This is a genomic window from Pseudomonas sp. B21-040 (genome assembly GCF_024748695.1).
Lineage (GTDB): Bacteria > Pseudomonadota > Gammaproteobacteria > Pseudomonadales > Pseudomonadaceae > Aquipseudomonas.
The window spans coordinates 3,773,159-3,797,685 of record NZ_CP087176.1; the positions used below are offsets into that span (position 1 = coordinate 3,773,159).

Annotated in this window: 24 protein-coding genes and 1 pseudogene; 11 read left to right on the top strand and 14 right to left on the bottom strand. The window is 59.3% G+C overall.

Annotated elements, in window-relative coordinates; translation table 11 throughout:
- From LOY55_RS17240 to fabI, 3 genes are read left to right on the top strand one after another with little or no spacing between them, the layout of a single operon-like run.
- Positions 1 to 1,020, top strand: coding sequence for an ABC transporter permease (locus LOY55_RS17240; RefSeq protein ID WP_109786547.1), 1,020 nt, complete (start codon positions 1 to 3; stop codon positions 1,018 to 1,020).
- A gap of 1 nt (position 1,021) precedes the next feature.
- A complete protein-coding gene (locus LOY55_RS17245; protein ID WP_109786548.1) occupies positions 1,022 to 2,632 on the top strand; it encodes an ABC transporter ATP-binding protein in 1,611 nt (536 codons plus the stop codon).
- Positions 2,633 to 2,651: 19 nt separating this feature from the next.
- On the top strand, positions 2,652 to 3,446 hold the full coding sequence (gene fabI / locus LOY55_RS17250) for an enoyl-ACP reductase FabI (protein WP_046032108.1): 795 nt from the start codon (positions 2,652 to 2,654) through the stop codon (positions 3,444 to 3,446).
- Between the two features lie 184 nt (positions 3,447 to 3,630).
- Here fabI and LOY55_RS17255 read toward each other — a convergent pair whose 3' ends face one another.
- Both LOY55_RS17255 and LOY55_RS17260 read right to left on the bottom strand, forming a co-directional pair.
- Positions 3,631 to 4,854, bottom strand: coding sequence for a hypothetical protein (locus tag LOY55_RS17255; RefSeq protein WP_258665922.1), 1,224 nt, complete (start codon positions 4,852 to 4,854; stop codon positions 3,631 to 3,633).
- A gap of 403 nt (positions 4,855 to 5,257) precedes the next feature.
- The gene (locus LOY55_RS17260; RefSeq protein WP_258665924.1) at positions 5,258 to 6,118 is read right to left on the bottom strand and encodes a LysR family transcriptional regulator; all 861 of its coding nucleotides are present in this window, start codon (positions 6,116 to 6,118) and stop codon (positions 5,258 to 5,260) included.
- A 113-nt stretch (positions 6,119 to 6,231) separates the two neighbouring features.
- Here LOY55_RS17260 and LOY55_RS17265 point away from each other — a divergent pair, with 113 nt between their 5' ends.
- Positions 6,232 to 6,657, top strand: coding sequence for a VOC family protein (locus LOY55_RS17265; protein ID WP_046032106.1), 426 nt, complete (start codon positions 6,232 to 6,234; stop codon positions 6,655 to 6,657).
- Here LOY55_RS17265 and LOY55_RS17270 read toward each other — a convergent pair.
- From LOY55_RS17270 to LOY55_RS17290, 5 genes are all read right to left on the bottom strand, one after another.
- Positions 6,626 to 7,225 (bottom strand): GGDEF domain-containing protein, encoded by a 600-nt coding sequence (locus tag LOY55_RS17270; protein WP_077432065.1) that lies wholly within the window; start codon positions 7,223 to 7,225, stop codon positions 6,626 to 6,628. The two genes, LOY55_RS17265 and LOY55_RS17270, sit on opposite strands and share 32 nt — an antisense overlap.
- A 73-nt stretch (positions 7,226 to 7,298) precedes the next feature.
- A complete protein-coding gene (locus LOY55_RS17275; RefSeq protein ID WP_258665927.1) occupies positions 7,299 to 7,880 on the bottom strand; it encodes a hypothetical protein in 582 nt (193 codons plus the stop codon).
- A gap of 1 nt (position 7,881) precedes the next feature.
- Complete coding sequence (locus LOY55_RS17280) at positions 7,882 to 10,050, bottom strand: xanthine dehydrogenase family protein molybdopterin-binding subunit (protein ID WP_109786553.1); 2,169 nt, start codon at positions 10,048 to 10,050, stop codon at positions 7,882 to 7,884.
- 24 nt (positions 10,051 to 10,074) lie between these two features.
- On the bottom strand, positions 10,075 to 10,530 hold the full coding sequence (locus tag LOY55_RS17285; protein WP_109786554.1) for a (2Fe-2S)-binding protein: 456 nt from the start codon (positions 10,528 to 10,530) through the stop codon (positions 10,075 to 10,077).
- Positions 10,531 to 10,841: 311 nt separating this feature from the next.
- Positions 10,842 to 11,498 carry an SDR family NAD(P)-dependent oxidoreductase gene (locus LOY55_RS17290; protein WP_258665930.1) on the bottom strand — a complete coding sequence of 219 codons (657 nt, stop codon included), beginning with the start codon at positions 11,496 to 11,498 and terminating at the stop codon, positions 10,842 to 10,844.
- Here LOY55_RS17290 and LOY55_RS17295 point away from each other — a divergent pair.
- Positions 11,461 to 12,297 (top strand): annotated as a pseudogene (locus LOY55_RS17295) (LysR substrate-binding domain-containing protein); the annotation flags it as partial. The gene LOY55_RS17290 and the pseudogene LOY55_RS17295 overlap by 38 nt on opposite strands.
- 21 nt (positions 12,298 to 12,318) lie before the next feature.
- Here the strand turns inward: LOY55_RS17295 and LOY55_RS17300 are convergent.
- Entirely contained in the window at positions 12,319 to 12,567 is a 249-nt protein-coding gene (locus tag LOY55_RS17300) for a hypothetical protein (RefSeq protein WP_046032099.1), read from the bottom strand.
- Positions 12,568 to 12,822: 255 nt separating this feature from the next.
- Between LOY55_RS17300 and LOY55_RS17305 the strand changes: the two genes are divergently transcribed.
- Together LOY55_RS17305 and LOY55_RS17310 are read left to right on the top strand one after the other, a co-directional pair.
- On the top strand, positions 12,823 to 13,326 hold the full coding sequence (locus tag LOY55_RS17305) for a VOC family protein (protein WP_223523579.1): 504 nt from the start codon (positions 12,823 to 12,825) through the stop codon (positions 13,324 to 13,326).
- Positions 13,327 to 13,361: 35 nt separating this feature from the next.
- Positions 13,362 to 14,195: an AraC family transcriptional regulator gene (locus tag LOY55_RS17310; RefSeq protein WP_223523581.1), complete on the top strand. Its 834-nt coding sequence runs from the start codon at positions 13,362 to 13,364 to the stop codon at positions 14,193 to 14,195.
- Here the strand turns inward: LOY55_RS17310 and LOY55_RS17315 are convergent, their stop codons facing one another.
- The 6 genes from LOY55_RS17315 to LOY55_RS17340 form a co-directional block, all read right to left on the bottom strand.
- Positions 14,196 to 14,783, bottom strand: a complete 588-nt coding sequence (locus LOY55_RS17315; RefSeq protein WP_077432059.1) for a LysE family translocator — start codon at positions 14,781 to 14,783, stop codon at positions 14,196 to 14,198. It lies immediately after the preceding gene.
- Positions 14,784 to 15,028: 245 nt separating this feature from the next.
- Entirely contained in the window at positions 15,029 to 16,537 is a 1,509-nt protein-coding gene (locus tag LOY55_RS17320; protein ID WP_046032095.1) for a tripartite tricarboxylate transporter permease, read from the bottom strand.
- A 24-nt stretch (positions 16,538 to 16,561) separates the two neighbouring features.
- Positions 16,562 to 17,056 (bottom strand): tripartite tricarboxylate transporter TctB family protein, encoded by a 495-nt coding sequence (locus LOY55_RS17325; RefSeq protein WP_223523584.1) that lies wholly within the window; start codon positions 17,054 to 17,056, stop codon positions 16,562 to 16,564.
- A 1-nt stretch (position 17,057) separates the two neighbouring features.
- Positions 17,058 to 18,023 carry a tripartite tricarboxylate transporter substrate binding protein gene (locus LOY55_RS17330; RefSeq protein ID WP_223523586.1) on the bottom strand — a complete coding sequence of 322 codons (966 nt, stop codon included), beginning with the start codon at positions 18,021 to 18,023 and terminating at the stop codon, positions 17,058 to 17,060.
- 139 nt (positions 18,024 to 18,162) lie between these two features.
- Positions 18,163 to 19,185 (bottom strand): sterol desaturase family protein, encoded by a 1,023-nt coding sequence (locus LOY55_RS17335; protein ID WP_258665936.1) that lies wholly within the window; start codon positions 19,183 to 19,185, stop codon positions 18,163 to 18,165.
- Positions 19,186 to 19,276: 91 nt separating this feature from the next.
- Positions 19,277 to 20,608, bottom strand: a complete 1,332-nt coding sequence (locus tag LOY55_RS17340; RefSeq protein ID WP_258665938.1) for a PLP-dependent aminotransferase family protein — start codon at positions 20,606 to 20,608, stop codon at positions 19,277 to 19,279.
- Positions 20,609 to 20,697: 89 nt separating this feature from the next.
- Between LOY55_RS17340 and LOY55_RS17345 the strand changes: the two genes are divergently transcribed.
- The 4 genes from LOY55_RS17345 (at position 20,698) to leuD (ending at position 24,496) form a co-directional block, all read left to right on the top strand.
- Positions 20,698 to 21,609, top strand: a complete 912-nt coding sequence (locus LOY55_RS17345) for a DMT family transporter (RefSeq protein ID WP_258665939.1) — start codon at positions 20,698 to 20,700, stop codon at positions 21,607 to 21,609.
- Between the two features lie 93 nt (positions 21,610 to 21,702).
- Positions 21,703 to 22,323, top strand: a complete 621-nt coding sequence (locus tag LOY55_RS17350) for a LysE family translocator (RefSeq protein ID WP_223523592.1) — start codon at positions 21,703 to 21,705, stop codon at positions 22,321 to 22,323.
- Positions 22,324 to 22,465: 142 nt separating this feature from the next.
- Entirely contained in the window at positions 22,466 to 23,887 is a 1,422-nt protein-coding gene (gene leuC / locus LOY55_RS17355) for a 3-isopropylmalate dehydratase large subunit (RefSeq protein ID WP_258665942.1), read from the top strand.
- Between the two features lie 3 nt (positions 23,888 to 23,890).
- The gene (gene leuD, locus LOY55_RS17360) at positions 23,891 to 24,496 is read left to right on the top strand and encodes a 3-isopropylmalate dehydratase small subunit (protein ID WP_258665944.1); all 606 of its coding nucleotides are present in this window, start codon (positions 23,891 to 23,893) and stop codon (positions 24,494 to 24,496) included.
- Positions 24,497 to 24,527: the final 31 nt, after the last annotated feature.

Here is a 24,527-nt window from a genome sequence, read left to right on the forward strand (position 1 = left end):
ATGAACCTGTCCCCGCTCAATCGACGACGCTTCGAACTGTTCAAGGCCAACAAGCGCGGCTGGTGGTCGCTGTGGCTGTTTCTGCTGCTGTTTGGCCTGAGCCTTGGCGCCGAACTGATTGCCAATGACAAACCGCTGGCGGTGCATTACGACAACAGTTGGTACTTCCCGGCGCTCAAGCGCTACCCGGAAACCACGTTCGGCGGCGAATTCCCGCTCGAAGCCAACTACAAGAGCCCGTACATCCGCGAACTGCTCAAGGCCAAGGACGCCTGGGTGCTGTGGGCACCGATTCCGTTCAGCTATCAAAGCATCAACTACGACCTGAAGGTCCCGGCCCCGGCACCGCCGTCGGCGGATAACCTGTTTGGCACGGACGACCAGGGTCGGGACGTGCTGGCGCGGGTGATTTACGGCTTCCGGATTTCGGTGTTGTTCGCCCTCACCCTGACCATTTTCAGCTCGATCATTGGCGTGATCGCCGGGGCCTTGCAGGGCTTTTACGGCGGCTGGGTGGATCTGGCCGGGCAGCGTTTCCTGGAGATCTGGTCCGGGCTGCCGGTGCTGTACCTGCTGATCATCCTCGCCAGCTTCGTACAGCCGAATTTCTGGTGGCTGCTGGGGATCATGCTGCTGTTTTCATGGATGAGCCTGGTGGACGTGGTGCGCGCCGAGTTCCTGCGTGGCCGCAACCTTGAATACGTGCGCGCGGCGCGGGCGTTGGGCATGCAGAACGGTGCGATCATGTTCCGCCATATCCTGCCCAACGCCATGGTCTCGACCATGACGTTCATGCCGTTCATCCTGACCGGCGCCATCGGCACCCTGACGGCGCTCGATTTCCTCGGTTTCGGCCTGCCGGCAGGCAGCCCGTCACTGGGCGAACTGGTGGCCCAGGGCAAATCCAACCTGCAAGCGCCGTGGCTGGGCATCAGCGCGTTCGCGGTGCTGGCGCTGATGTTGAGTTTGCTGGTGTTTATCGGCGAGTCCGCTCGCGATGCCTTCGACCCGAGGAAGTGAAATGAATCAGGACAATCTGATCGAAGTGCGCGACCTGGCCGTCGAGTTCGGTATCGGCGAACGGGTACAGCGCGTGGTCGAAGGCGTTAGCTTTGATATCAAGCGTGGCGAAACCCTGGCGCTGGTCGGTGAAAGCGGTTCCGGTAAATCGGTCACCGCCCACTCGATCCTGAGACTGCTGCCCTACCCGCTCGCCCGGCATCCATCCGGGACCATCGAGTACGCTGGCAAAAACCTGCTGAACATGGGCGAAAAGTCCATCCGCCATATCCGTGGCAACCGGATCGCGATGATTTTCCAGGAGCCGATGACCTCGCTCAACCCGTTGCACTCCATCGAAAAGCAGATCAATGAAGTGCTGGGCATTCACAAAGGCCTGACTGGCAAAGTGGCGACCAAACGCACTCTGGAACTGCTGGAGATGGTCGGCATCCCCGAACCGCATAAACGCCTCAAGGCCCTGCCCCACGAATTGTCCGGCGGCCAGCGCCAGCGGGTCATGATCGCCATGGCCCTGGCCAACGAGCCGGAACTGCTGATCGCCGACGAGCCGACCACCGCACTGGACGTGACCGTTCAGCTGAAAATCCTCGAATTGCTCAAGGAATTACAGGCCCGATTGGGCATGGCGCTGCTGCTGATCAGCCATGATTTGAACCTTGTGCGAAGAATTGCGCATCGCGTATGTGTCATGCAGCGCGGTTGCATCGTCGAACAGGCATCGTGCGAAGAGTTGTTCCGCGCGCCGCAGCATCCGTACACTCGGTTACTGCTGGCAGCGGAGCCCAGCGGCACGCCGGCGACCAATATAGTCGGGCCGCCATTGCTGCAAGTCGAGGACCTGAAAGTCTGGTTCCCGATCAAGAAAGGTTTGCTGAAAAAGACCGTCGACCACATCAAGGCAGTGGACGGGATCAATTTCAGCTTGCCGCAGGGGCAGACCCTGGGGATTGTCGGTGAAAGCGGTTCGGGCAAGTCGACGCTCGGTCTGGCGATTTTGCGGCTGATCGGCAGCAAAGGCGCCATCCGTTTTGAAGGCCAGCAGCTAGACTGCCTGACGCAGCAACAGGTCAGGCCGCTGCGGCGGGAGATGCAGGTGGTGTTCCAGGACCCGTTTGGTAGCCTGAGCCCACGGATGTGCGTGAGCCAGATCGTCGGCGAAGGCCTGCGGATCCACAAGATGGGCACCGAGGCGCAACAGGAACAAGCGATTATTGAAGCGCTCAAGGAGGTAGGTCTGGACCCGGAAACCCGGCACCGCTACCCCCACGAATTTTCCGGCGGGCAACGGCAGAGAATCGCCATTGCCCGGGCATTAGTGTTAAAACCGGCGTTGATTTTGCTGGACGAGCCGACCTCGGCCCTCGACCGCACCGTACAACGCCAAGTGGTGGAGCTGCTGCGTTCACTGCAAACCAAGTACAACCTGACGTATTTGTTTATCAGCCATGACCTGGCTGTCGTTAAAGCGCTGAGCCACCAGTTGATGGTGGTCAAGCATGGCCAAGTGGTCGAACAGGGAGACGCGCAAAGTATCTTTGCCGCCCCCCAACATCCGTATACACAGCAGTTGCTGGAAGCCGCTTTTTTGGCACCAGCCACTGCGCAATAACCTGAAAGAGGAGCAACACATGGGTTTTCTCGCCGGTAAGCGCGTACTGATCGTCGGTGTCGCCAGCAAGCTGTCCATCGCATCCGGCATCGCTGCCGCCATGCATCGCGAGGGCGCTGAGCTTGCCTTCACTTATCAGAACGACAAGCTGAAAGGTCGTGTCGAAGAATTCGCACAAGGCTGGGGCTCGAGCCCTGAACTGTGCTTCCCGTGCGACGTGGCCAGCGATGAAGAAATCGCCAAGGTCTTCGAAGCACTGAGCAAGAAGTGGGACGGCCTGGACTGCATCGTGCACTCCGTCGGCTTCGCCCCGGGCGACCAACTGGACGGCGACTTCACCGAAGCCACCACCCGCGAAGGTTTCCGCATCGCTCACGATATCAGTGCCTACAGCTTCGTGGCCCTGGCCAAGGCCGGTCGCGAAATGATGAAGGGCCGCAATGGCAGCCTGCTGACCCTGTCGTACCTGGGTGCCGAGCGCACCATGCCGAACTACAACGTAATGGGCATGGCCAAGGCTTCGCTGGAAGCAGGCGTGCGTTACCTGGCCGGCTCCCTGGGCCCGGACGGCACCCGCGTCAACTGCGTATCGGCTGGCCCGATCCGCACCCTCGCCGCTTCCGGCATCAAGAACTTCCGCAAGATGCTGGCCGCCAACGAAGCGCAAACCCCGCTGCGTCGCAACGTCACCATCGACGAAGTCGGCAACGCCGGCGCCTTCCTGTGCTCGGACCTGGCGTCCGGCATCAGCGGCGAAATCATGTACGTTGACGGTGGCTTCAACACCACTGCAATGGGTAGCCTCGAAGAGTAATCTTCGGCTAGCCACTCAAAGGCTCGCCAACAATCAGGCTGTGTGAAAGTCTGGTGATTTGTTGGCTGGTTAAAGAAAGCGCCCGTATCGCTAGATACGGGCACTTTTTTATGCGCGATACCCAACGTCAACCCTTCTCCCAGAGTAATACCCCATGCGGCTAGACACATGAGTTAAATAACTGTCAACTTTGAATCCCAAGAATAAAGGAACTATAGGCGTCCGCCATATGAACCATGATAATTCTTTGAGTGTTACTTTGTATAAAGCCGTCTCCTACCGAACCTTCACCATATTTGACGATGCCCTGATCGCCAAACTCTTCATCAAGGACTCCTTCATTTTTTACACGTATAAGATGAGGCCACCATTGCCCCTCATATGTCGTAACAGCCAGGATAATTTTCCCATCTGACTGAACCGAGAGAACCTCTGGGTAATTCGCTACTTGATCAAGATCGATCAACAGGGTAGTCGCATTGTTAAATGTCGGATCCAGCAAACCTTCGGCTGTCAACCTGGTTACCAAGACAAGACTTTTCTCGGATGGGCGAAGATGTGTTCCTAACACGATGATTCTGTTTTCATGCACAATCATTTTATAAGCTTGGCTAAAGATGGACTCCTCCCAATAACCACTCTTGCCAAAACCCTGATCAAGTCTGCCATTAGGCATGTAACATGCCAACGATGCTCTTGAGTTCGCCTCATGGCCCAAGACTCGGTTAAGGGTTGTGCCGACGATTATTTTCTGGTCCTGCAGAACGGCTATGCTTCTTACTTCCGTGTCTTGGCCATTAACTCTTACGTCAATATAACCCCGAACACCGAATGTCAGATCTGGCGAACCGTCGTCATTGAGGCGATGCAGTCGTCCCGCTTGATAGATGGAATCCCCGTGTTCGTCAACTACCTGATAATTGGATACCAGCAAGATCCTGCCGTCGACCTGCAGGCGCGCAGTGGGTTCGAAAAGACCCATGCGAACGTGCTCTGGGTCTTCGGGAAATGGAAGAAATCTCGTACCGAAGATCAAATCAGGACTGCCATTGGGGTGAAATCGCGTGATAGCGGTACGCCACATAAAAATTGTCTTTTGTGAGATACCCATCACCAACAATTTTCCATCTTGCTGCCGTAACAGCTGAAACGCCAATGACGTCTCGCCACGTTCAAACTGCCAGGTCACAGCACCGTTGACCCCGAAGCTCAGATCAGGTGAACCATCCGCAAAGGCGCGACGCAAACGACATTCCTTTGATACGTTTACAACATAGACAATGCCACCTTCATCTTCTATGGCTACTTTTGCGTGTCCTAAGTCGGAAACTATAATCCTGCCGTTATTGGCGAAGTCTGGATCCAGATCCCCTGCTTTTTTAGGTGTGTGTTTTTCTGATTGAGCCATCTTTCAATCCTCTGGAAAGTTAGCTGGAACTTCAGTCAGAAAGACTACCAACCTAGGCAATATGGGAAGTATTGGTACAGGTCACATCTGAGCACTGAGCAGCAACGCCGTCTACTGTCATAAATAACAGTAGACAGGCTTTAAATTTTAATTTTCGATTTAGTAAATCAGTTTCTCACAGGGGATATAGTTGTAACCTGATGCAGCCATGCGCAAACAACTGCACTTTGTTTAGCCATTGAAAAACCCGCCTGCCCCGGCGGGTTTTTTATGCCTGGGATTTCAGGGTTGATGAATCCCCTGTGGGAGCGGGCTTGCCCGCGAAGGCGGACTCACGATCAAAATGGATGCCAACTGACACACTGCTATCGCGGGCAAGCCCGCTCCCACAGGGGTTATGTGTTTAGTCGTTAGTGAGGCAATCGGCAAACAACTGCTGAATCGGCTGCATCCGCTGGCTGTAACGCTGCAACAACACCATCTCCCGATAGAACGTCAGTTCGCCCAACCGGATGATCCGGACCTTCGCCCCATACTCAAGCCACAGCCCCGCCTCCGGCAGCAGCGATACGCCCAGCCCGCACTCGACCACTTTCACGATCGCTTCCAGCTCATCCAGTTCCAGCGCCACTTGCACGTCAATCTGCTGTTCGCGCAAAAACCGCGTCACCAGGCGACCGCCGAACGAGTTACGGTCATAGCGCACATGGGGATGGCTCGCGAGGATCTGCAACGGGTCATCGCCCTCCAGCGCCGTCGGCACGATCAACACAAACGGCTCCCGGCGAATGACCTGTGCCGACAGTTCCTTGGGCAGCTCAAACGGCGGCTTGATCAGAATGGCCAAATCCACTTCACCGGTGTCCACCTGACTCAACAGATTCAACGACACACCCGGCACCAGTTTCGGCTCCAAAAGCGGCGCTTGCTGGCGCAATCGCAACAGTGCCTGGGGCAACAATCCAGTCTGGGCGGTGGCCACCGCACCGATTTTCAACTCACCGCGAAACTCGCTCACATCGTCACTGACCGCCATGCGGTTGAACGTGTCCAGCATCTCCTTAGCCATCGGCAATGCCCGTTGCCCGGCGGCATTGAGAATCGCCTGACGACCGGTACGGTCGAACAAACGGATACCCAACGCCTGCTCAAGATTGCGCATTTGCGCGCTGACCGCTGATTGGGTGAGGCCAATGTGCATGCCGGCCGCCGCAAAAGTGCCGTAACGCGTGACGGCAATAAAGGTTCTCAATTCCCGCAGCATGGCAGTCTCGATTGATCGAAATAATTTGAGCTCGACGCAAAAACTATCGTCTTTCAATGAAAAAGCACAGCGCTAAACTCTGCCTCAACTCCTGACTATCTGAGGCCTGTGCGATGCAACTGTCCCCTTTTCACTTGGCGATTCCAGTGTATGACCTGAGCGCTGCGCGCTCTTTCTACGGCGAAGTGTTTGGTCTGGAAGAAGGTCGCTCCAGCGATCATTGGGTCGATTTCAACTTTTTCGGCCATCAATTGGTGATTCACCTTGCGCCGAAAAACGCCTCTCAGGAAGCGGCGCACACCAACGCCGTGGACGGCCATAACGTGCCGGTTCCGCATTTCGGCGTGGTGTTGAGCATGGGTGAATGGGAGGCGCTGGCGCAGCGTTTGACGGCGTTGGACACGCAGTTCGTGATCGAACCCGGCATTCGCTTTCAGGGGCTGGTGGGCGAGCAAGCGACGATGTTTTTGTTCGACCCTTGCGGCAATGCGCTGGAATTCAAGGCATTCAAGGACCTGAGTCAGTTGTTTGCCAAGTGAATACGTCCGCCTCGGCCAGCAGCCCTTCGATTGAGCCGTGACGCAGGGCGTCGTATTCGATCTGGCCGATACTGAAACGCATGTCGTTGGCGCGATGGGCCGCGGCATTGCGCTCGGCAAGGATTTCTTCAAGACGGGCCTCGATCGCTTCCCTGTCGACCGCGCCTGAACCGGTGAGCAACGCAGCAAACTTATCGCTGCCGAGGCGACCGATCACATCGCTTTCGCGGAAGGCAATGCGCAGCACATCAGCGAAGATTTTCAGCGCTTTATCGCTCGCGGCCCGGCCATACAGGTAGTGGGTGCGTTTGAAGTCATCAAGGTTGAACAGCAACAACGTGGCCGGTTTCTCCAGTTGTTGGCAAGCGTCCAGCCCTTGTTGGGCCAGCGCGGTAAACCCGTGGCGATTGGGGAGCAAGGTCAGCTCGTCCATGCTCGCCATCTGCACGCCCGTCAGCTCTTGCTCGGCCTTGCGGGCCAGGTCACGCAGCCATTCGCGTTCTTGCTGCGGCGAGCGTACGGGAACGGCGCCAGCACCTGGCTTGACCGGTTTGCCTGGAATTAGCATGACTCACTCCGTTGGCGGGTATGGTCTTTAGAGTCGGCCATACCGGCATTGACTCCCCGTTACGGACCGCCGGTCAACTGCCCACCAGCGGACACGGCCCTCCAGCCTCCGCCCACAGTTTGAACTGTGTGACGAAAATATCGTGAGGCACCGGCACCGGCGGCCTCCCCATTCCCGGATTCCAGCCCCAAAGCACCAGTTTGTCTTCGCTGACATGTTTAATCAGTGCCGTAAAATCACGGTCGCCATTGCTCGCGCGATCCTTGATCAATGCGCAGAGCCTGTCGGCCGGCAGCCCGATCCAGGCCATTTTGTGCGCGGCGGGCGGCAGGCTCCAGTGCGGCGCCCCCGGTGGCGTATGCGGCCCGTAACTGGCGGGCGCATTGGTTTCGGCATGACAGGTCGCACAGGGCAACCCGGCGGCGCCTTTACCATCCATCCCGCGCACCACATTCATCGCGTGAGGCGTACCCGCGTCGAACTGCAATGGGGAATCCCCAGGGATATGACAATTCTGGCAGCGGGGGCTCTGGAAGACTTTTTGCACGGTTTCAAACGCCTGCAAGGCCTCGCGGTCATCGGCGAACACGTGCGAGGCGTAGGCTACGAGACAGATAAGGATCGCCGTCCCAAGCAACCAATGATGTCGTTTCATCTCACACCCCCGACAACTGCAACGGCAATTCCCGCAGACGCTGCCCGGTCAGGGCAAACACCGCGTTGGCCACCGCCGGTGCAACGGGCGGCACACCGGTCTCGCCGATGCCGCCAGAGCGTTCGGTGCTCGGCACGATATGCACTTCGACCACCGGCATTTCGTTGAGCCGCAGCACCTGATAGTCGTGGAAATTGGACTGCACCACTTGCCCGTTCTTGAGCGTGAGTTTGCTGTGCAAGGCGAAGCTCAGGCCGAAGGTGACGCAGGATTCCATTTGCGCCGCGATGCTCATCGGGTTGACGGCAATCCCGCAGTCCACCGCGCACACCACGCGGTGGACCCGGATGGCCAGGTTGTCCTGAGACACCTCGGCGACGTGCGCAACGTAACTGCCGAAAGATTCATGCACCGCCACGCCCAGGGCGTGGCCGTCCGGCAATGGTGCCTTCCAGTTGGCTTTCTCGACCGCCAGGTTCAGCACCCCCAAGTGCCGCGGGTGGTTTTTCAGCAAGGTCCGTCGGTATTCCACCGGGTCCTTGCCCGCTGCGTCGGCCAGTTCATCGATCAATGACTCCATGACGAACCCCGTGTGGGTGTGCCCCACCGACCGTAACCACAAGACGCTGATTCCGGTTTTCGGCGAGTGCAAATCCACCTGGTGATTGGCCAGGTCTTCGATATACGGGCTGTCGGCGACACCTTCGACCGAGGTTTTGTCGATGCCGTCCTTGACCATGGTGGCTTCAAGCAGGGTGTCGGCCATGATCGATTGCCCGACCATCGCGTGTTTCCAGGCGATCGGCATGCCGTCGGCATCCAGACCGATTTTTGCCTGATGCAGGAACATCGAACGGTAGTAACCGCCGCGAATGTCATCCTCGCGCGCCCACACGGTTTTCACCGGTGCGCCTGCGGCTTTCGCGACCTGCACCGCTTCGGCGACAAAATCCGAGGTCGGATTGGCCCGACGCCCGAAGCCGCCACCGAGGAACTCGGTATGAATCTCAACTTGTTCGGGTTTGAGCCCGGTAATTTTGCCGGCGATCATTTGGTCCAGCGTCTGAAACTGCGTGCCGGTCCAGATCTCGCATTTGTCCTTGGTTATTTTCACCGTGCAATTGAGCGGTTCCATCGGCGCATGGGCCAGGTACGGCACGCTGTATTCGGCGTCGACAGACTTGACCGCTTTGCTCAACGCCGCGCTGGCATCGCCGGCCTTGCTGGCGGAAATACCGGGCGTGGCCGCCAGTTTGCGGAAGCTTTCCAGCAGCTTCTGGCTGTCGAGCCCCGTGTTCGGCCCCGGGTTCCAGTCGATCTTCAGTGCGTCGCGCCCCAGCTTTGCAGCCCAGTAGTGATCGGCAATCACCGCGACGCCCGTGGGCACTTGCACCACTTTATGCACGCCGGGCACCGCCAGCGCTTCGGCGCCTTCAAAGGATTTGACGCTCCCGCCGAAGTACGGCGAACGCGCAACCATGGCCGTCATCAAGCCGTCGAACTGCACGTCCATGCCGAACTTGGCGCGGCCGGTGATTTTTTCTGGCGTGTCCAGGCGCTTGGTGGGTTTGCCGATGACCTTCCAGTCCTTGGCTTCCTTGAACTTGATCGAGGCAGGGTCCGGCACTGGCAACTTGCCGGCGTCATCGGCCAGTTCGCCGTAGGTTGCTTGCTGATCGCCGGCAAAGACCACACCGGACTCGGTACGGATTTGCGAAGGCGCGACGTCGAAGCGCTTGGCCGCCGCTTCAACCAGCATCAGGCGGGCGGCTGCGCCGGCCTGCCGATAGCGGTCGAACTCCATCCACGTCGAGGTCGAACCGCCGGTGATTTGCATGCCACCGAAAGCGGGCATCCCGTACTCGGCCGCAGAGGCCGGTGAGTGTTCGACGCGGATTTTCGACCAATCAGCGTCCAGTTCTTCGGCGATCAACATGGTCAGGCCGGTCCAGATACCCTGGCCCATTTCCGAGTGACCCAGCAGCACCGTGACGCTGTTGTCGTTGCCGATCCGCAAAAAGGCATTGGGCGCAAATACATCGCCTTGATTCTCCGCACCCAAGGCAAAACGATGGGCACCGGGGATGACAAACGCCACCACCAGACCACCGCCCAACAGGGCACTGCCCTTGAGAAAACCGCGACGTGAACTCTCCAGGATGCTGTTCATTGTTCGGACTCCCCTAGCCTGGCATCAACCTATCTCGGCGGCGCGTTTGACTGCCGCGCGGATCCTTGGGTACGTGCCGCAACGGCAGATGTTGCCGGAGAGCGCCTGATCGATGTCGCTGTCAGTGGGTTTGGGGATCTTCGCCAGCAATGCAGCGGCGGACATGATCTGCCCGGACTGGCAGTACCCGCACTGGACCACATCAAGCTCGGCCCACGCTTGCTGCACCGGGTGCGAACCGTCGGTGGACAGGCCTTCGATGGTGAGGATTTTCTGCCCATGGGCCACAGCGGTGGCGGGTGTGATGCAGGAACGCAACGGCGCACCGTCGACGTGCACGGTACAAGCGCCGCACTGGGCCATTCCACAGCCGAATTTGGTGCCGGTCAGATGCGCGACATCACGCAGGACCCAGAGGAGCGGCATGTCCGCCGGGACATCCAGTTCCTGATCCTGACCATTGATGTTGAGGGTCAACATGGCGAAGTTCCTCAGACTCACGGTGTCCTGAAGGGCGTCGCTGTGACGGTCGACTGTCTACGCGCGCCTTTGGGTTATCCCTTCAGCTAAGCGCAAATTGCCGGGCGAGACCGGTTCATCGACCACCGGTCACGCAGTAAGACCGAAGTATCCGGCTCTGTAGCAGCTGTCGAGCCCGCGAGGCTGCGTCCGGCGACGCAGTCGTCGTAATCACTGCGAGCACGGTGTAACTGATACACCGCAGTGTCTGGCTTCACGACGACTTCGTCGCCGAACGCAGCCTCGCGGGCTCGGCAGCTGCTACGGGGGGTTTAGAAGTCAGTGGACACCGACACTTCACGCCATGCCTGCAGCTCTGCGGCAACAAAGGTTTTTTTGGCTTCAATCGCCGCCACACAGTCACTGCCCAGCGGCAGGCGCAGCGGCGCATTTTGTGATTCCACCAAGGTGATCATGGTCTGCGCGAGTTTGTCCGGATCACCCGGCTGATTGAGGGTCACAGCCTTGGCGATTTGGCGCACCTGACCCGCCGTGCCGTCGTAGTCGCCAATCGAGGACGGGGATTCGACCAATGAATTACCTTCGAGGAATTCAGTACGGAAGTAGCCGGGCTCCACCACGGTCACTTTGATGCCCAGCGGCGCCAACTCGGCATGCAACGCCTCGCTCAAGCCTTCGACGGCAAATTTGGTCGAGCAATACACGCCGAAACCCGGCCCCGACGCGTAGCCACCCACGGACGAGAGATTGATCACATGTCCATTGCGAGCGGCGCGCATGTGGGGCAGAACGGCACGGGTGACATTCAACAGGCCGAACACATTGGTTTCGTACAGGCGCCGGACTTCATCGGCACTGGCTTCCTCGACCGCTCCGAGCAATCCGTAACCGGCGTTGTTGACCAGCACGTCAATGCGCCCGAAGTGTTCAATGGCGGTATTGGCGACGGCAGTCAGCCATGCGATCAAGCTGTTGGAACGTCGTACCGGTGTGCTGTTGTTTCAGCGCACCACACGCCGGGTCGCCTTGACCGAGGCCGGTGCCAATCTGTTTGCTCGCTTGCGTCCGGCGGCCAACGAGATCGATGAAGCGCTGGCGATGCTCGGCGGTTTCCGCGATCAACCGATGGGCACGCTGCGCATCACCGCGCCACGGTTGTCCGGCGCTTTATTGATCGAGCCGCTGATTCCGCTGTTTCGCCAGGCGTATCCGCAAGTCAGCCTCGATATCTCCCTGGACGATGCCACCGTCGACTTGATGACCGGCGGTTTCGACGCGGGGATCTAACTCGGTGAGTCCATAGAGAAAGACATGATCGCCGTGCGCCTGACATCGGATTTGCAGTGGTCGGTGGTGGGCTCGCCGGACTATTTCGCCAAGGCTGGAAAACCACTCAGCCCCGAAGAACTGACCGGACATGAATGCATAGGATTTCGCTTCTCGACCTCCGGCAGCGCTCACCGCTGGGAGTTTCGCCGTAACGAACGAGATTTTACGGTAGGCGTCGAGGGCGGGTTGACGGTCAATGATCGCCGGCTGCTGATCTCTGCCGCCCGCAATGGCCAGGGATTGGCGTATGCCTGCGATCTGGAGATCATCGACGAATTGGCGATGGGTCAGTTGGAGCGCGTGCTGCAACCGTTTATCCCTCTGAGCACGGCCTTGTACCTGTACTTTCCGAGCCGTACGCAGACACAGCCAAAACTGCGCGCCTTCTTCGATCTGGCCACCCGGTGGATCGCCGACCAGCGTGTCCTCAACCGCTAGTTTCGGGCTTGCCAGCCGGCCTCAAACCACCGCAGGAGTCAGGCCTTTGCTCAACCGATATTGGGCCAGCAGGCGCATGACGTAGCCAATCTTGAGGAACGTAGGCCCGATGATGGTCATGGCATGCATCGACACCAGCAGCACAATCGACATCGGACCGGCGTACAGATAGGCGCCGTAGATACCGGCAAACAGCATGGTCAGGCCAGCACCCAGCACTTTGCTCGACAGGTGCAGAACGTTCAGCGGGTTATTGAAAAAATCGAACATTTTGTCGTACTCCTGAATCAGATCAGTTGTACGTAGGACGTATCAAGTCTCGCGCCAAGTAGTGACCCATTTAAAATCAATGACTTGAAGAAATACGAGTCATATCGACCACGGCACAAATTAGTCGATATGACCATGATCCAAGTCAATATGACTTCATTTTTTCAGCCAGTTGTCGATCTACGGTCCAACCAAGTGGCGACAGGCTGACTACGCTGATAGTCCAGCATGAGTAACCCGTAGAGGAGCGCCACCATGCATCGCGTGCAAAAACTGACTCCGTGCCTCTGGTTCGACACTCAGGCCGAAGAGGCGGCGAAGTATTACTGCTCGATCTTCGATCATTCAAAAATCACCGGCACCACCCATTACGGCAAGGCCGGCCAGGAGGTTCACGGCATGCCCGAAGGGTGGGTGCTGACGGTCAGCTTCGAGCTCGACGGGCAACCTTTTACCGGCCTCAATGGCGGCCCGCATTTCAAGTTCAATGAAGCGGTGTCCTTCCAGGTCAATTGCCAGACCCAGGAGGAAATCGACTACTACTGGGGTGAGCTCTCCAACGGCGGCGACTCACAGGCCCAGCAGTGTGGCTGGCTCAAGGACAAATTCGGCCTGTCCTGGCAAATCGTGCCGATTCCGTTCATGGAGATGCTGAATAATCCGGACACGACCAAGTCCCAGCGCGCCATGCAGGCCATGATGCAGATGAAAAAACTCGACATTGCCGAGCTGCAACGAGCCTTTGACGGCGAGAGCTAATACACTCCAGGGCTGACCTGTCGAGGACGCCGAAGATGAAGCACGCTGCTGCCAAAAACGCCGACAAAGCCCCGCGCTTCTGGCGTGATGAAGCCCTGCCTTTCATCGAGGCCCGCGCGATCGCCGACGGCCGCGAAGTCTGCTACACCCGACACGCCCACGAGCATTTTTCCATCGGTGCGATTACCGCCGGGTGCAGCACTTACCACCATGAGCAATCGGCGTTTCAGGTCAGCGCCGGTACCGTGGTGCTGATGAATCCCCATGACGTGCACGCCTGCAATCCAATCGACGATCAGCCATGGTCGTACCTGATGCTGTATGTCGAGACGCCGTGGCTGACCGATTTGCAGCATCAGCTCGGCTTCAACCAGGACTCGGCGTTCCGGCGGTTTTCCACCACCCATACCCGCGATCCACAGCTGTTTGTCGGCCTGCAAAAGCTCTACGAAATATTGGTCGATCCCGAACAGGATGTGCTGCGAAAACACAGTGCGGCGGTGGAGTTTTTTACCGATGTGCAACAGCGACTCGAACCGCTCGACCTCCCGTTGCGCGAACCCAATTTCAAGCTCGAACGGGCCGCCGACTACATCCGCGACAACTGCACGCACCTGCTCAAGCTTGAAGACATCTGCGAAGCGGCGCAGTTGTCACCGTCCTACTTGATCCGCGCCTTCAAACAGCATTACGGCATGACGCCTCACGCGTTCCTGGTCAACCGGCGTATCCAGTTCGCCCGGGATCAATTGCGTAACGGCAAGTTGATCGCCGATGTCGCGCTGGAAGCCGGGTTTGCTGATCAGGCGCATTTTCAGCGGGCATTCAAACAGCACCTGGCCGCGACACCGGGACAGTATCGCGGCTGATCAGGGCAGTAACAGATACACCGCACACACGGCCAACAGCACCGCCATGGTCCGGTTGAACAGGCGCATGCCCGCCGGGTTGCTCAAGTAGCCGCGCAAAAATGTCCCGGCATACACCCAGCAACCCACCGACACATAACAGATCACCAGATACACCGCCGCGAACTGCCACACCAACCGTGCCTCACCGTCCGCGACGAAGGCGCCCATCCCCGCCACACACGCCAGCCACGCCTTGGGGTTGAGCCATTGCATGACTGCGCCGTATAACATCGACGGCGCCCGGCCCGTCGCGTTGGCGTCGAGACGGCCATCGTCCGCCGCCAGTTTCCAGGCCATGAACAACAAGAACGCCACGCCCGCCAGTTGCACCACCCGCGTCAGCGCCGGCCACAACCGCAAGACCTCATGCAACCCCAGCCCCATCAGCACCAGCAACAAAACGAACCCCAGCGTTGCCCCGGCGACATGCCGTTGACTGGCGCGAAAGCCGTACTGCGCGCCCGAACTCAACGCCACAATGTTCACCGGCCCCGGCGTTATCGACGCGACCAGGGCAAACGTTGCCATGGAGATAATCAGACTCATCGCACACCTTCTTCAATTCAGGGAAATCAGCGCCCACGGTAACGAGCACCCAACCCTGCGTATTGAAGAAAACTGCCTAAAGCATTGGCACGTTTTTGTAGCAGCTGGCGAAGCCTGCGTTCGGCGGCGCAGCCGTCGTCAGACCCGACGACTCGGTGTTTCAGGTACGACGTGCATTCAGGTTTTACGACGGCTGCGCCGCCGAACGCAGCCTTCGGCAGCTGCTACAAGGGACGGGCGTTGACTCAATCGTCCTCGTGTAGCTTGATGCCCCGGGCATGGAGCACATGCGGAACGACCAGCACCAGCAGCGTCAATGCGAGGAACGACGCGGCGATGGGTTGGGTAAAGAAGGTCGTCCAGTCGCCCTGACTGATCGACAAGGCGTTGCGCAACTGCTTCTCCGCCATCGGCCCCAGCAGCATGCCCACGATCACAGGCGCCACGGGAAAGTCGAAACGGCGCATCAGCACCCCGCCCCAACCGATGCCAAGCATCAGCAGCAAATCAAATGACGAGTGGCGCATCCCGTACACGCCGATGGTGGCAAACACCAGGATGCCGGCGTTCAAATAGGGCCGGGGGATTTGCAGCAACTTGACCCATAGCCCCACCAGCGGCAGGTTCAGCACCAGCAGGATGACGTTGCCGATGTACAGCGAGGCGACAAGGGTCCAGACCAGGTCGCCCGAGGTCTGGAACAACATCGGGCCCGGTTGCAGGTTGTAGTTCTGGAACGCGGCCAACAGGATCGCCGCTGTGGCGGAGGTCGGGATGCCCAGGGTCAGCAGCGGCACCAACGAACCGGTCGCGCTGGCATTGTTGGCCGCTTCTGGGCCGGCGACCCCTTCAATCGCGCCCTCGCCTTTGCTGCCGGCAAACTCTTTCGGGTATTTACTCAGCTTGCGCTCGGCCGAATAGGACAGAAACGTCGGAATCTCGGCACCACCCGCCGGAATCGAGCCGAACGGAAAACCGATCAACGTGCCGCGCAGCCAGGCCGGAACCGAGCGTTTCCAGTCGGCGCGGGTCATCCACAACGAAGACATGCGATGCCGGCCGCTGGTTTCTTCTCTCTGGTAGAGCAGGCTGTACAACGCCTCCCCCACCGCAAACAAACCGACCGCCACCAACACCACTTCGATGCCGTCCACCAGTTCCGGCACGCCCAGCGTGTAGCGGGCGATGCCAGAGGTCGAGTCCAGGCCGATCAGCCCGATGGTCAGGCCAACCCCCAGTGAGGCAAAACCGCGCAGCATCGATGCGCCGAGTACCGCCGACACGGTGGTGAACGACAGCACCAGGATCGCAAAATATTCCGCTGGACCAAATTTCAGCGCCAGCGTGGCCACCACGGGCGCAAACAGCGTCAGCAGGATGGTGGCGATGGTTCCGGCGACAAATGAACCGATGGCCGCGGTGGCGAGTGCCGGCCCGGCCCGACCGTTGCGGGCCATCAGGTTACCTTCCAGCGCTGTGACCATGGAGGACGACTCCCCCGGCGTGTTGAGCAGGATGGAGGTGGTCGAGCCGCCAAACTGTGCGCCGTAGTAAATACCGGCGAACATGATCAACGCTCCGGTGGGATCAACCTTGGCCGTGATCGGCAGCAACAGCGCCACCGTCAGTGCCGGACCGATACCGGGCAACACGCCGATCGCCGTACCGAGCAGGCAGCCGATAAATCCCCACATCAAATTGATCGGCGACAACGCGGCGGAAAACCCCATCGCCAGGCTTGCAAGAATATCCACCGGATTGCACTCCTTCGGGCCGGATCAGAGCCAGGCGTTGATAAGGGGCGGCAGGGAAACGCCGAGCCCGACGTTGAACAGCCAGTAAATCGGTAGCGTCAAGGCAATGCCGATGGCCAGGTCCCGAAGCGGATGGCGACTGCCGAACCCACGTGCCGAACAGGCAAACAGCAACCCGGCCGAGAGGACGAAGCCGATGAGGTTAATCAACAACGCAACCCCCACCAGCCCCGCCGTCACCCAGGCGGCACCGAGCTTGCCGTCGGGCAGCACCTTGGCCGACTCGTCATTGTGGTCCGCCAATTCGCGAAACCCACCCGTACTGGCCTGGTAACTCAAGAGCAAACCGACGACACCGAGGAACACCGCCAGCCCCATGGGATAGACATGAGCGCCCAAAATCACGAAGCCCCTTTCAGGAGGAAACCGCCAGGCACCGAACGCCAGAACGCCACTGATGGCGATGAGGCCAAGGCCAATCGCCAACTGTGGCACCACGATGGTACGGGGTCCGCTCATGTCAAATCAGCCCGACTTTGACCAGCATCTCCCGTAGGCGCACGTGTTCTTCGTCAACAAACTTGCCGAATTCATCGCCGGTCAAAATACTCGGCGACCATGCGTTGATTTGAATATTGTCCTGCCAGGATTTGCTCTTGGCGGCCGCCACCACGGCGTCGGTCAGCGTCTGGCGCTGCTCGGGGCTCAAGCCCCCGGCACCGTAGATACCGCGCCAGTTGCCGATCGTCACGTCGTAGCCTTTCTCCTTGAGGGTCGGTGCATCGATCCCGGCAACGCGTGCCGGAGCACCAATGGCGAGCACACGAAACTGACCGGCCTTGATGTATTGGCCCAACTCCGCATACCCCCCGGTGATCACTTTGATCTGGCCGCCCAATGCCTGGGCAACCACTTCGCCGCCACCGCCGGTAGCGATGTAGTTGACCTTATCGACCGGGATATTCATTTTGCCGGCCAGTTCGGCGATCCCGATGTGATCGATCGAGCCCTTGGAACCGCCACCCCAGGTGATGCTGGTCGGTTTGTCTTTAAAGGCTGCAAGCAGCTCTTCAAGGGTTTTGAACTCGGATTCCTTGCGCACGGCAATCACGTTGTACTCCGTGAACAGTCGGGCAATCGGCGTCACGTCCTTCAAGGTGATTTGCGGTTTGTTCTGCTCAATGCCCGCGACCATGATTGCGCCGACCACCAGCAACGCTTCGCCATCACCCTTGGTGCTATTGGCAAACTGCGCCAGCCCCAGCGTACCGCCGGCGCCGCCCTTGTTTTCGTAGGTGGCGCTTTTGGCGACACCGGCTTCGATCAAGGCTTTGCCCAACTGGCGGGCAGTCTGGTCATAGCCGCCACCGACCGACCCCGGGGCCATGAACTTAACGGTGTCCAGCGCCATGGCAGGTGTCGAGAGCGCGGCAGCGGTAATAGCCACGGCAACGGCATAATTGAAACGACGGATCGCAGCAAACATAAGCGGTCTCCTGATCTTGTTTTTGTGAGTGCTGATTAACTCTCGCCCAAGCGCAAGTGTTGCTCACTGAACAGGCGTCTGTGAACAAGCGTAGGTCATGGTTTTGATAGGTGGTGTGCGTTTACCGAAGAGGCCCCCCCTAAGGTACGTCGACAGCCTCTGGCACAGCGGCCCTCGGACGCTTCGCCAGGCCGATTTTGCGGGCGATGTCCATGAAAGGCGTCACGATCAGGCTGTACACCGTCAGGTAACGCTGGTGATCCGCATCGCCAGTGCCAAAGCGGAGCGCTTCGGGCTGGGGGGTGGTGACGTAAAGCGTGCCGAACATCCAGTCCCAGAGTGACAGGTTGATGCCAAAGTTCTTGTTGAAGTGTTTCGGCGCATCGCTGTGATGAATCTGGTGTTGGGCCGGGCTGTTCAGCACATGTTCGATCACCGGCCCAAACGACAGCCAGACATGGGTATGGCGCAGGTTGGCCGCAAAGCCGTTGAGGATCAGCACCATCCAGGTCACGCCAAACAAGGTGTAGCGGCTGATTTCGCCGCCACAGGCGTACCAGAAGATCCCGGCAAAGGCACCGATGCACAGCGTATTGGTCACCTTCTCGACTATTTTTTCCACGAAGTGGATTCGGCTGGCGGTTGCCGGGACCAGCACCGGCGCCGAGTGATGGACCTTGTGAAAGTCCCACAGCCAGCGGGAGTGAAAGGCGCGATGGCCCCAATAGTTGGCGAAATCCTTGACCATGAACACACCCAGGCCATAGGTCAGCGACAACACGGGGTGTTCCTCGACTTGCAGGCGCGCGCCCCACAGCTCAGTGAAAAAATGCACGTAGTCGCCGGAGCGCAGGATATAGGCGTCCACCAGGCCGAAGATGGGCAGCACCAGCATGACTTTCAAAATGGCGCGGACGAAGTAGTAGCGGTAATCCAGCAACGCCGAGCGATGCAGGTGAACCCGGCGGCCACCGATGAATTGCCAGAACGTAGAGGCGTCGGTCAAACCACGGGATTTGCGGTAGCAGAACAGCCCATAGGCGACGCTGTAGGAAGTCATGAGAAACAGCAGGCCGAAGCGGCCGTTCAAATCGAAAATGCCGAAAAACTGGTCGGCGACCGGCTCAATCACCCATCGGGACAAATAATCATAAAAAAACATCAGAACTTCCACGCGCGACGGACCTCCGGCAAATGAAAACGAAGTCTAGATCATTCTCAATTGCAAAACTAACGCCGTTCGGCCAGTTTCGTCAGGTATAAGCCCCCACTACTCGCTTCACCGCCATCAGCGCCTCCCGCAGCGTGTCCATGCCCACCGAGCCGAGTGCGAGGCGGATCGCATGGGGCACATGAACAGAGGTGGCAAACGGCTCGGCGGTGGACACCGACACGTGCTCGCGCATCAAGGCCATGGCGATCTGGTCCGCCCTTGCATCCTCCGCCAGCGGCAGCCAAAGAAAATAGGACGAGGGATGGCTGACCACGCGCAACCCCGCCAACACCTCACCGGCCAAAGTCTGCCGGGCCTGGGCATCCGCGCGTTTTTGCGCTTCCAGCGTACTGACGGTTCCATCGTCGAGCCATGCGCAGGCGATGGCTGTCATCACGCCGGGGGTGTTCCAGGTGGTGGCCTTGATCGTGCGCTTCAATGCCTCCACCCAGTGCGCAGGCGCGGCGACGAAACCGACGCGCAACCCGGTGGCGATGTTCTTGGAAAACCCTGAAACGTAGACCGTTCTTTCCGGTGCCAACTCGACGATGGGCAGTGGCGCCTCTTCTGCGAGAAACGCGTACGCAGCGTCTTCAATGATCAGCAGGTCATGCTGACGCGCAATTGCCACCAACCGGGCGCGCTGATCCGCCGGCATCACCCATCCCAGCGGATTGTGCAGCGTCGGCATGGTGTAGACCGCGCGCACCGAGCGGCTGCGGCAGAGCCCGGCGAAGGCATCGAGATCAGGCCCCTGATCGGAGACAGGAATGGGCACCACTTCAAGATGCAACGCCTCGGCCAGCAGCTTGAACCCGGGGTAGGTCAACGCGTCAGCCGCGATCACGTCACCGGGTTTGAGCAACGCCATCAGGGTCACCGCCAATCCATGCTGAGCCCCACTGACAATCAGAATCTGCTCGGCCTCGACCGTCAGTCCTCGCGTCAACAAGTGCCGCGCAATCGAGGCCCGCTCATGCAGGCGGCCTGCATGCGGCTGGTAGCGCAAATGCGCCTCCAGGTCACCGGACAGCGCGAGTTGGCGCAATGCCTGGCGCAACAGGTCCGCCTGCCCCGGCACCGAGGGATAGTTGAAATTGAGATCGATCATCCCCGCCGCCACGTCGGGTTGTTCGATGCCCTGGCCGGGCAACAGCGAGGTTTCCCGGACGAACGTGCCCCGCCCCGTTTCACCACTGACCAGCCCCATGGCTTCGAGCTCTGCATAGACCCGGCTGGCCGTAACCAATGCCAACCCTTCGGTGGCAGCCAGTTGCCGGTGCGTGGGCAAGCGCGTACCAGGAGGTAGACGGCCAGCGCGAATATCAGCGGCAAAGGTGTCGACCAGCGACTTGTATCGGGAGCGCGGCATGTCGGGATGTATCCATGACAATTTTTTGATTGTATCGATACTCGGTCATACGATGGGTTTCATGCAACCCGACCTTGAGCGTGAATGAAATGGAACGCACTTCTGAGCTGCAAAACCGGACGCTGGTTAACCGCCCCCTGGAAAATCAGACCCGCGGCTGGATCAATGGCCTGATCGGAGTCGTGATCTTCAGCGGCTCGCTGCCCGCGACACGGGTGGCGGTACTGGAATTCGACCCCGTTTTCCTCACGGTCGCCCGTGCCACCATCGCCGCCCTTCTGGCGCTCTGCCTGCTGCTGATATTCAAGGAAAAGCGCCCGGCACGAAGCCAATTACTGCCCTTGATCATCGTGGCACTGGGCGTGGTGGTCGGGTTTCCGCTGTTGACCGCGCTGGCCCTGCAATACGTGACGTCGGCGCATTCCATCGTGTTCGTTGGCCTGCTGCCGCTGGCGACTGCGGTGTTCGGGGTCTTGCGCGGTGGCGAGCGGCCGCGACCGGTATTCTGGCTGTTCTCGGTGTTGGGCAGTCTGTTGGTGGTCGGCTTCGCCGTGTTACAGGGCCTGACCGCCTCGCCGCAAGGCGACATCCTGATGCTGTTGGCGATCCTCGCCTGCGGCCTGGGGTATGCCGAAGGCGCGAAGCTGTCCCGGACGCTCGGCGGTTGGCAAGTGATTAGCTGGGCACTGGTGCTGGCGTTGCCGGTCATGGCGGCATTGACCTGGTGGCGCCTGCCCGCCTCGTTCACCCACATCAGCACACCGGCCTGGTTCAGCCTGGCGTATGTGTCGCTGTTCAGCATGCTGATCGGTTTTGTGTTCTGGTATCGCGGGCTGGCGCAGGGCGGGATTGCGGCGGTGGGACAACTTCAACTGCTGCAGCCGTTTTTTGGCTTGGCGCTGGCGGCGACATTACTGCACGAACAGGTCAGCATCGGCATGCTCGGGGTTACGGTAGCGGTGATTTTCTGTGTGGCGGGCGCGAGAAAATTTGCCAAGTAACGAAAGTGTACTGCGGCTTGCGTCCACGGCTGTACGGGGAAAACCGTACAACCTCCATGATAAAAATAGCGCTCTCGCTCCCGGAGACTCGCCATGGACCTCGCCACCCTCACGCTTTTTTTGCCCGCCTGCTTTGCCCTGAACATGGCGCCCGGCCCGAATAACCTGCTGTCGGTCAGCAACTCGACGCGTTACGGCTATCGCGCCTCCTGCGTGGCCGGGATCGGTCGGTTGCTGGCGTTTGCCGGGATGATCGCCCTCGCCTCCGCCGGGTTGGCGGTGGTGCTGCAAACCTCCGAGCTGCTGTTCTACGGGATCAAGATTCTCGGCGCGGCCTATCTGTTTTACCTCGCCTGGCAATTGTGGCGCGCCGACCCTGGCGCCGAGCGTGTCGACACCCGCGCGCCCGTCGGTGTACTGGCCCTGGCGCGGCAGGAGTTCCTGGTGGCGGCCGGCAATCCCAAGGCCATCCTGATCTTCACCGCGTTCCTGCCCCAATTCGTCGATCCGACCCGCGCAGTGACGCCGCAATTCGCGTTGCTCGGTGCGTTGTTTTTGGTACTGGAATGGATCGCGATCAGTGCGTACGCCTACATGGGTTTGCACATGCGTCGCTGGTTTGCCGAGCCTTCCGGCAAGCGGATGTTTAACCGGTGCTGCGCGGGGTTGCTGTCGGCGGCGGCTTCGGTGTTGTTGATGGCGAAGCGGGTGTAGCCAGTCGGATGGGGGCGTTGATTATTCACATTACGTGTGTAACGCCTTCACTTTAGTGCTCTTGATGCAATATCTGCGATGAATATGCTGTTCACAGGTTGAATCCGTGATCTCGCATAAGACAGAGAAAGAGCCCGTCCCCATGAATAGCCCCAGAACCCTCTATCAGAAGCACATCGACAGCCACACCGTTTGCCCTCTTGATGATGAAGGTCATGTGCTCCTGTACATAGACCGACAAGTCGCCAACGAATACACCAGTCCGCAGGCATTCAGCGGCATGCGTGAAGCGGGCCGCAGCGTCTGGCGCCCGAGTGCAACGCTGGCGGTTGTCGACCACGTTAACCCGACAACCCCCGTTCGCATTGCGACCATGCCGGACTCAGGTGGCGCACAGCAGGTGTCGTACTTCGAAGAAAACTGCCGTGACTTCGGTATCGAACTGTTTGACGTGCTCGACAAGCGCCAGGGTATCGAACACGTTGTCGCGCCCGAGCAAGGCTTTATATTGCCCGGAATGGTGGTCGCCGCGGGTGACAGCCACACCACCACCTATGGTGCATTGGGGGCATTCGGTTTCGGCATTGGCACTTCTGAAATCGAGCACTTGCTGGCATCGCAGACGCTTGTCTACAAGCGCCTGAAGACTCTGCGCGTCACGGTGAACGGGATACTTGGGCCCGGCGTGACATCCAAAGACATCATCATGGCGCTGATTGAAAACATCGGTGCATCAGGTGCCACCGGCTACGCGATCGAGTTTGCCGGCCCGGCCATCACAGACCTCAGCGTCGAAGCCAGAATGACCATCTGCAACATGGCCGTTGAAGCCGGCGCGAGGGGCGCCTTCATGGCACCAGATGACAAGGTATTTGCCTACCTGCAACTCAAGCCACGCGCGCCTCAAGGTGAGTTGTGGGAAAAGGCAGTCGTCAAATGGCGAGCGCTGCACAGTGACGAAGGGGCGCACTTCGATCGCGAAGTGACGCTCGACGTCAATGCACTGGAGCCGATGGTCACGTGGGGAACGAGTCCGGACCAGGCCGCGCCCGTGGGCGGTCATGTGCCGGACCCCGCCGCACAGCCAGACTTCATTCTTCGCCAAGGCATGCAACGAGCGCTGGACTACATGGGGCTAACCCCGGGAATGCCGCTGAGCGATGTGGTGATCAGCCACGCATTCATTGGCTCGTGCACCAACGCTCGAATTGAAGACTTGCGGGATGTCGCTCGCGTTGTGCGCGGCAAGCGTGTTGCGACTCATGTACGCGCGATGATCGTTCCCGGCTCAACCTTGGTCCGCAACCAGGCTGAAGAGGAAGGGCTTGCACAAATTTTCCTTGACGCCGGTTTTGAGTGGCGTCAATCGGGCTGCTCGATGTGCCTGGCCATGAATGACGACGTGCTTGCACCCGGTGATCGCTGCGCATCCAGTACCAATCGCAATTTTGAAGGACGTCAGGGCGCGGGGGCTCGTACTCACTTGATGAGCCCTGCCATGGTGGCCGCTGCGGCGATCACCGGGCACTTGACCGACGTTCGTTCATTCGCCCTGGAGGCTTGAAACATGCAACCTTTCGATACCGTGAGTGGCAGCGCCGCGCCGTTTCTGGCTTCCAACATCGACACCGACGTGATCATGCCCAAGCAGTTCCTCAAAGGCATTGATCGCAAAGGGTTGGACCGAGGCCTGTTTTTCGATCTGCGGTTCCTTGAGTCAGGGGCGCCGAACCCCGATTTCATCCTCAACCAACCGGCGTGGAGCGATGCGGCGTTTTTAGTGGTCGGGCCTAACTTTGGTTGTGGTTCAAGCCGCGAGCACGCTGTTTGGGGCCTGAAGCAGGTGGGTATCCGCGCGCTTATCGGCACCAGCTTTGCCGGTATTTTTTACGATAATTGCCAACGCAATGGCGTACTCGCCATTCAAGTGTCTGAGGCCCAACTGAAACACATTGCGGGGGGCATCAGCGTCGCGGAAACCGCGAAGATCAGCGTGAATTTGCCCGAGCAGGAAATCCGACTGGCTGACGGATCGGTCGTTGCTTTCGAGATCGATCAGCTGCGCAAGCAATCGTTGCTGCTGGGGCTTGATGCCATCGGCACCACCCTGCAGCGTGCAGAGCAAATTAGAAGTTTTGAATTCCGGCACCTGTCGGAAAATCCCTGGCTGTAATCGCAATCAGGGGCTGGCGGTGGACTGCCAA

Excerpts from the sequence above, each read along its gene's own strand:
- LOY55_RS17280 (WP_109786553.1), bottom strand. The coding sequence starts at position 10,050 with ATGAACAGCATCCTGGAGAGTTCACGTCGCGGTTTTCTCAAGGGCAGT.
- LOY55_RS17245 (WP_109786548.1), top strand. The coding sequence starts at position 1,022 with ATGAATCAGGACAATCTGATCGAAGTGCGCGACCTGGCCGTCGAGTTC.
- LOY55_RS17270 (WP_077432065.1), bottom strand. The coding sequence starts at position 7,225 with ATGCTAATTCCAGGCAAACCGGTCAAGCCAGGTGCTGGCGCCGTTCCC.
- fabI (WP_046032108.1), top strand. The coding sequence starts at position 2,652 with ATGGGTTTTCTCGCCGGTAAGCGCGTACTGATCGTCGGTGTCGCCAGC.
- leuD (WP_258665944.1), top strand. The coding sequence starts at position 23,891 with ATGCAACCTTTCGATACCGTGAGTGGCAGCGCCGCGCCGTTTCTGGCT.
- LOY55_RS17260 (WP_258665924.1), bottom strand. The coding sequence starts at position 6,118 with ATGCTGCGGGAATTGAGAACCTTTATTGCCGTCACGCGTTACGGCACT.
- LOY55_RS17255 (WP_258665922.1), bottom strand. The coding sequence starts at position 4,854 with ATGGCTCAATCAGAAAAACACACACCTAAAAAAGCAGGGGATCTGGAT.
- LOY55_RS17240 (WP_109786547.1), top strand. The coding sequence starts at position 1 with ATGAACCTGTCCCCGCTCAATCGACGACGCTTCGAACTGTTCAAGGCC.
- LOY55_RS17285 (WP_109786554.1), bottom strand. The coding sequence starts at position 10,530 with ATGTTGACCCTCAACATCAATGGTCAGGATCAGGAACTGGATGTCCCG.
- LOY55_RS17345 (WP_258665939.1), top strand. The coding sequence starts at position 20,698 with ATGGAACGCACTTCTGAGCTGCAAAACCGGACGCTGGTTAACCGCCCC.
- LOY55_RS17305 (WP_223523579.1), top strand. The coding sequence starts at position 12,823 with ATGCATCGCGTGCAAAAACTGACTCCGTGCCTCTGGTTCGACACTCAG.
- LOY55_RS17315 (WP_077432059.1), bottom strand. The coding sequence starts at position 14,783 with ATGAGTCTGATTATCTCCATGGCAACGTTTGCCCTGGTCGCGTCGATA.
- LOY55_RS17275 (WP_258665927.1), bottom strand. The coding sequence starts at position 7,880 with ATGAAACGACATCATTGGTTGCTTGGGACGGCGATCCTTATCTGTCTC.
- LOY55_RS17340 (WP_258665938.1), bottom strand. The coding sequence starts at position 20,608 with ATGCCGCGCTCCCGATACAAGTCGCTGGTCGACACCTTTGCCGCTGAT.
- LOY55_RS17300 (WP_046032099.1), bottom strand. The coding sequence starts at position 12,567 with ATGTTCGATTTTTTCAATAACCCGCTGAACGTTCTGCACCTGTCGAGC.
- LOY55_RS17265 (WP_046032106.1), top strand. The coding sequence starts at position 6,232 with ATGCAACTGTCCCCTTTTCACTTGGCGATTCCAGTGTATGACCTGAGC.
- LOY55_RS17330 (WP_223523586.1), bottom strand. The coding sequence starts at position 18,023 with ATGTTTGCTGCGATCCGTCGTTTCAATTATGCCGTTGCCGTGGCTATT.
- LOY55_RS17310 (WP_223523581.1), top strand. The coding sequence starts at position 13,362 with ATGAAGCACGCTGCTGCCAAAAACGCCGACAAAGCCCCGCGCTTCTGG.
- LOY55_RS17350 (WP_223523592.1), top strand. The coding sequence starts at position 21,703 with ATGGACCTCGCCACCCTCACGCTTTTTTTGCCCGCCTGCTTTGCCCTG.
- leuC (WP_258665942.1), top strand. The coding sequence starts at position 22,466 with ATGAATAGCCCCAGAACCCTCTATCAGAAGCACATCGACAGCCACACC.
- LOY55_RS17335 (WP_258665936.1), bottom strand. The coding sequence starts at position 19,185 with ATGTTTTTTTATGATTATTTGTCCCGATGGGTGATTGAGCCGGTCGCC.
- LOY55_RS17325 (WP_223523584.1), bottom strand. The coding sequence starts at position 17,056 with ATGAGCGGACCCCGTACCATCGTGGTGCCACAGTTGGCGATTGGCCTT.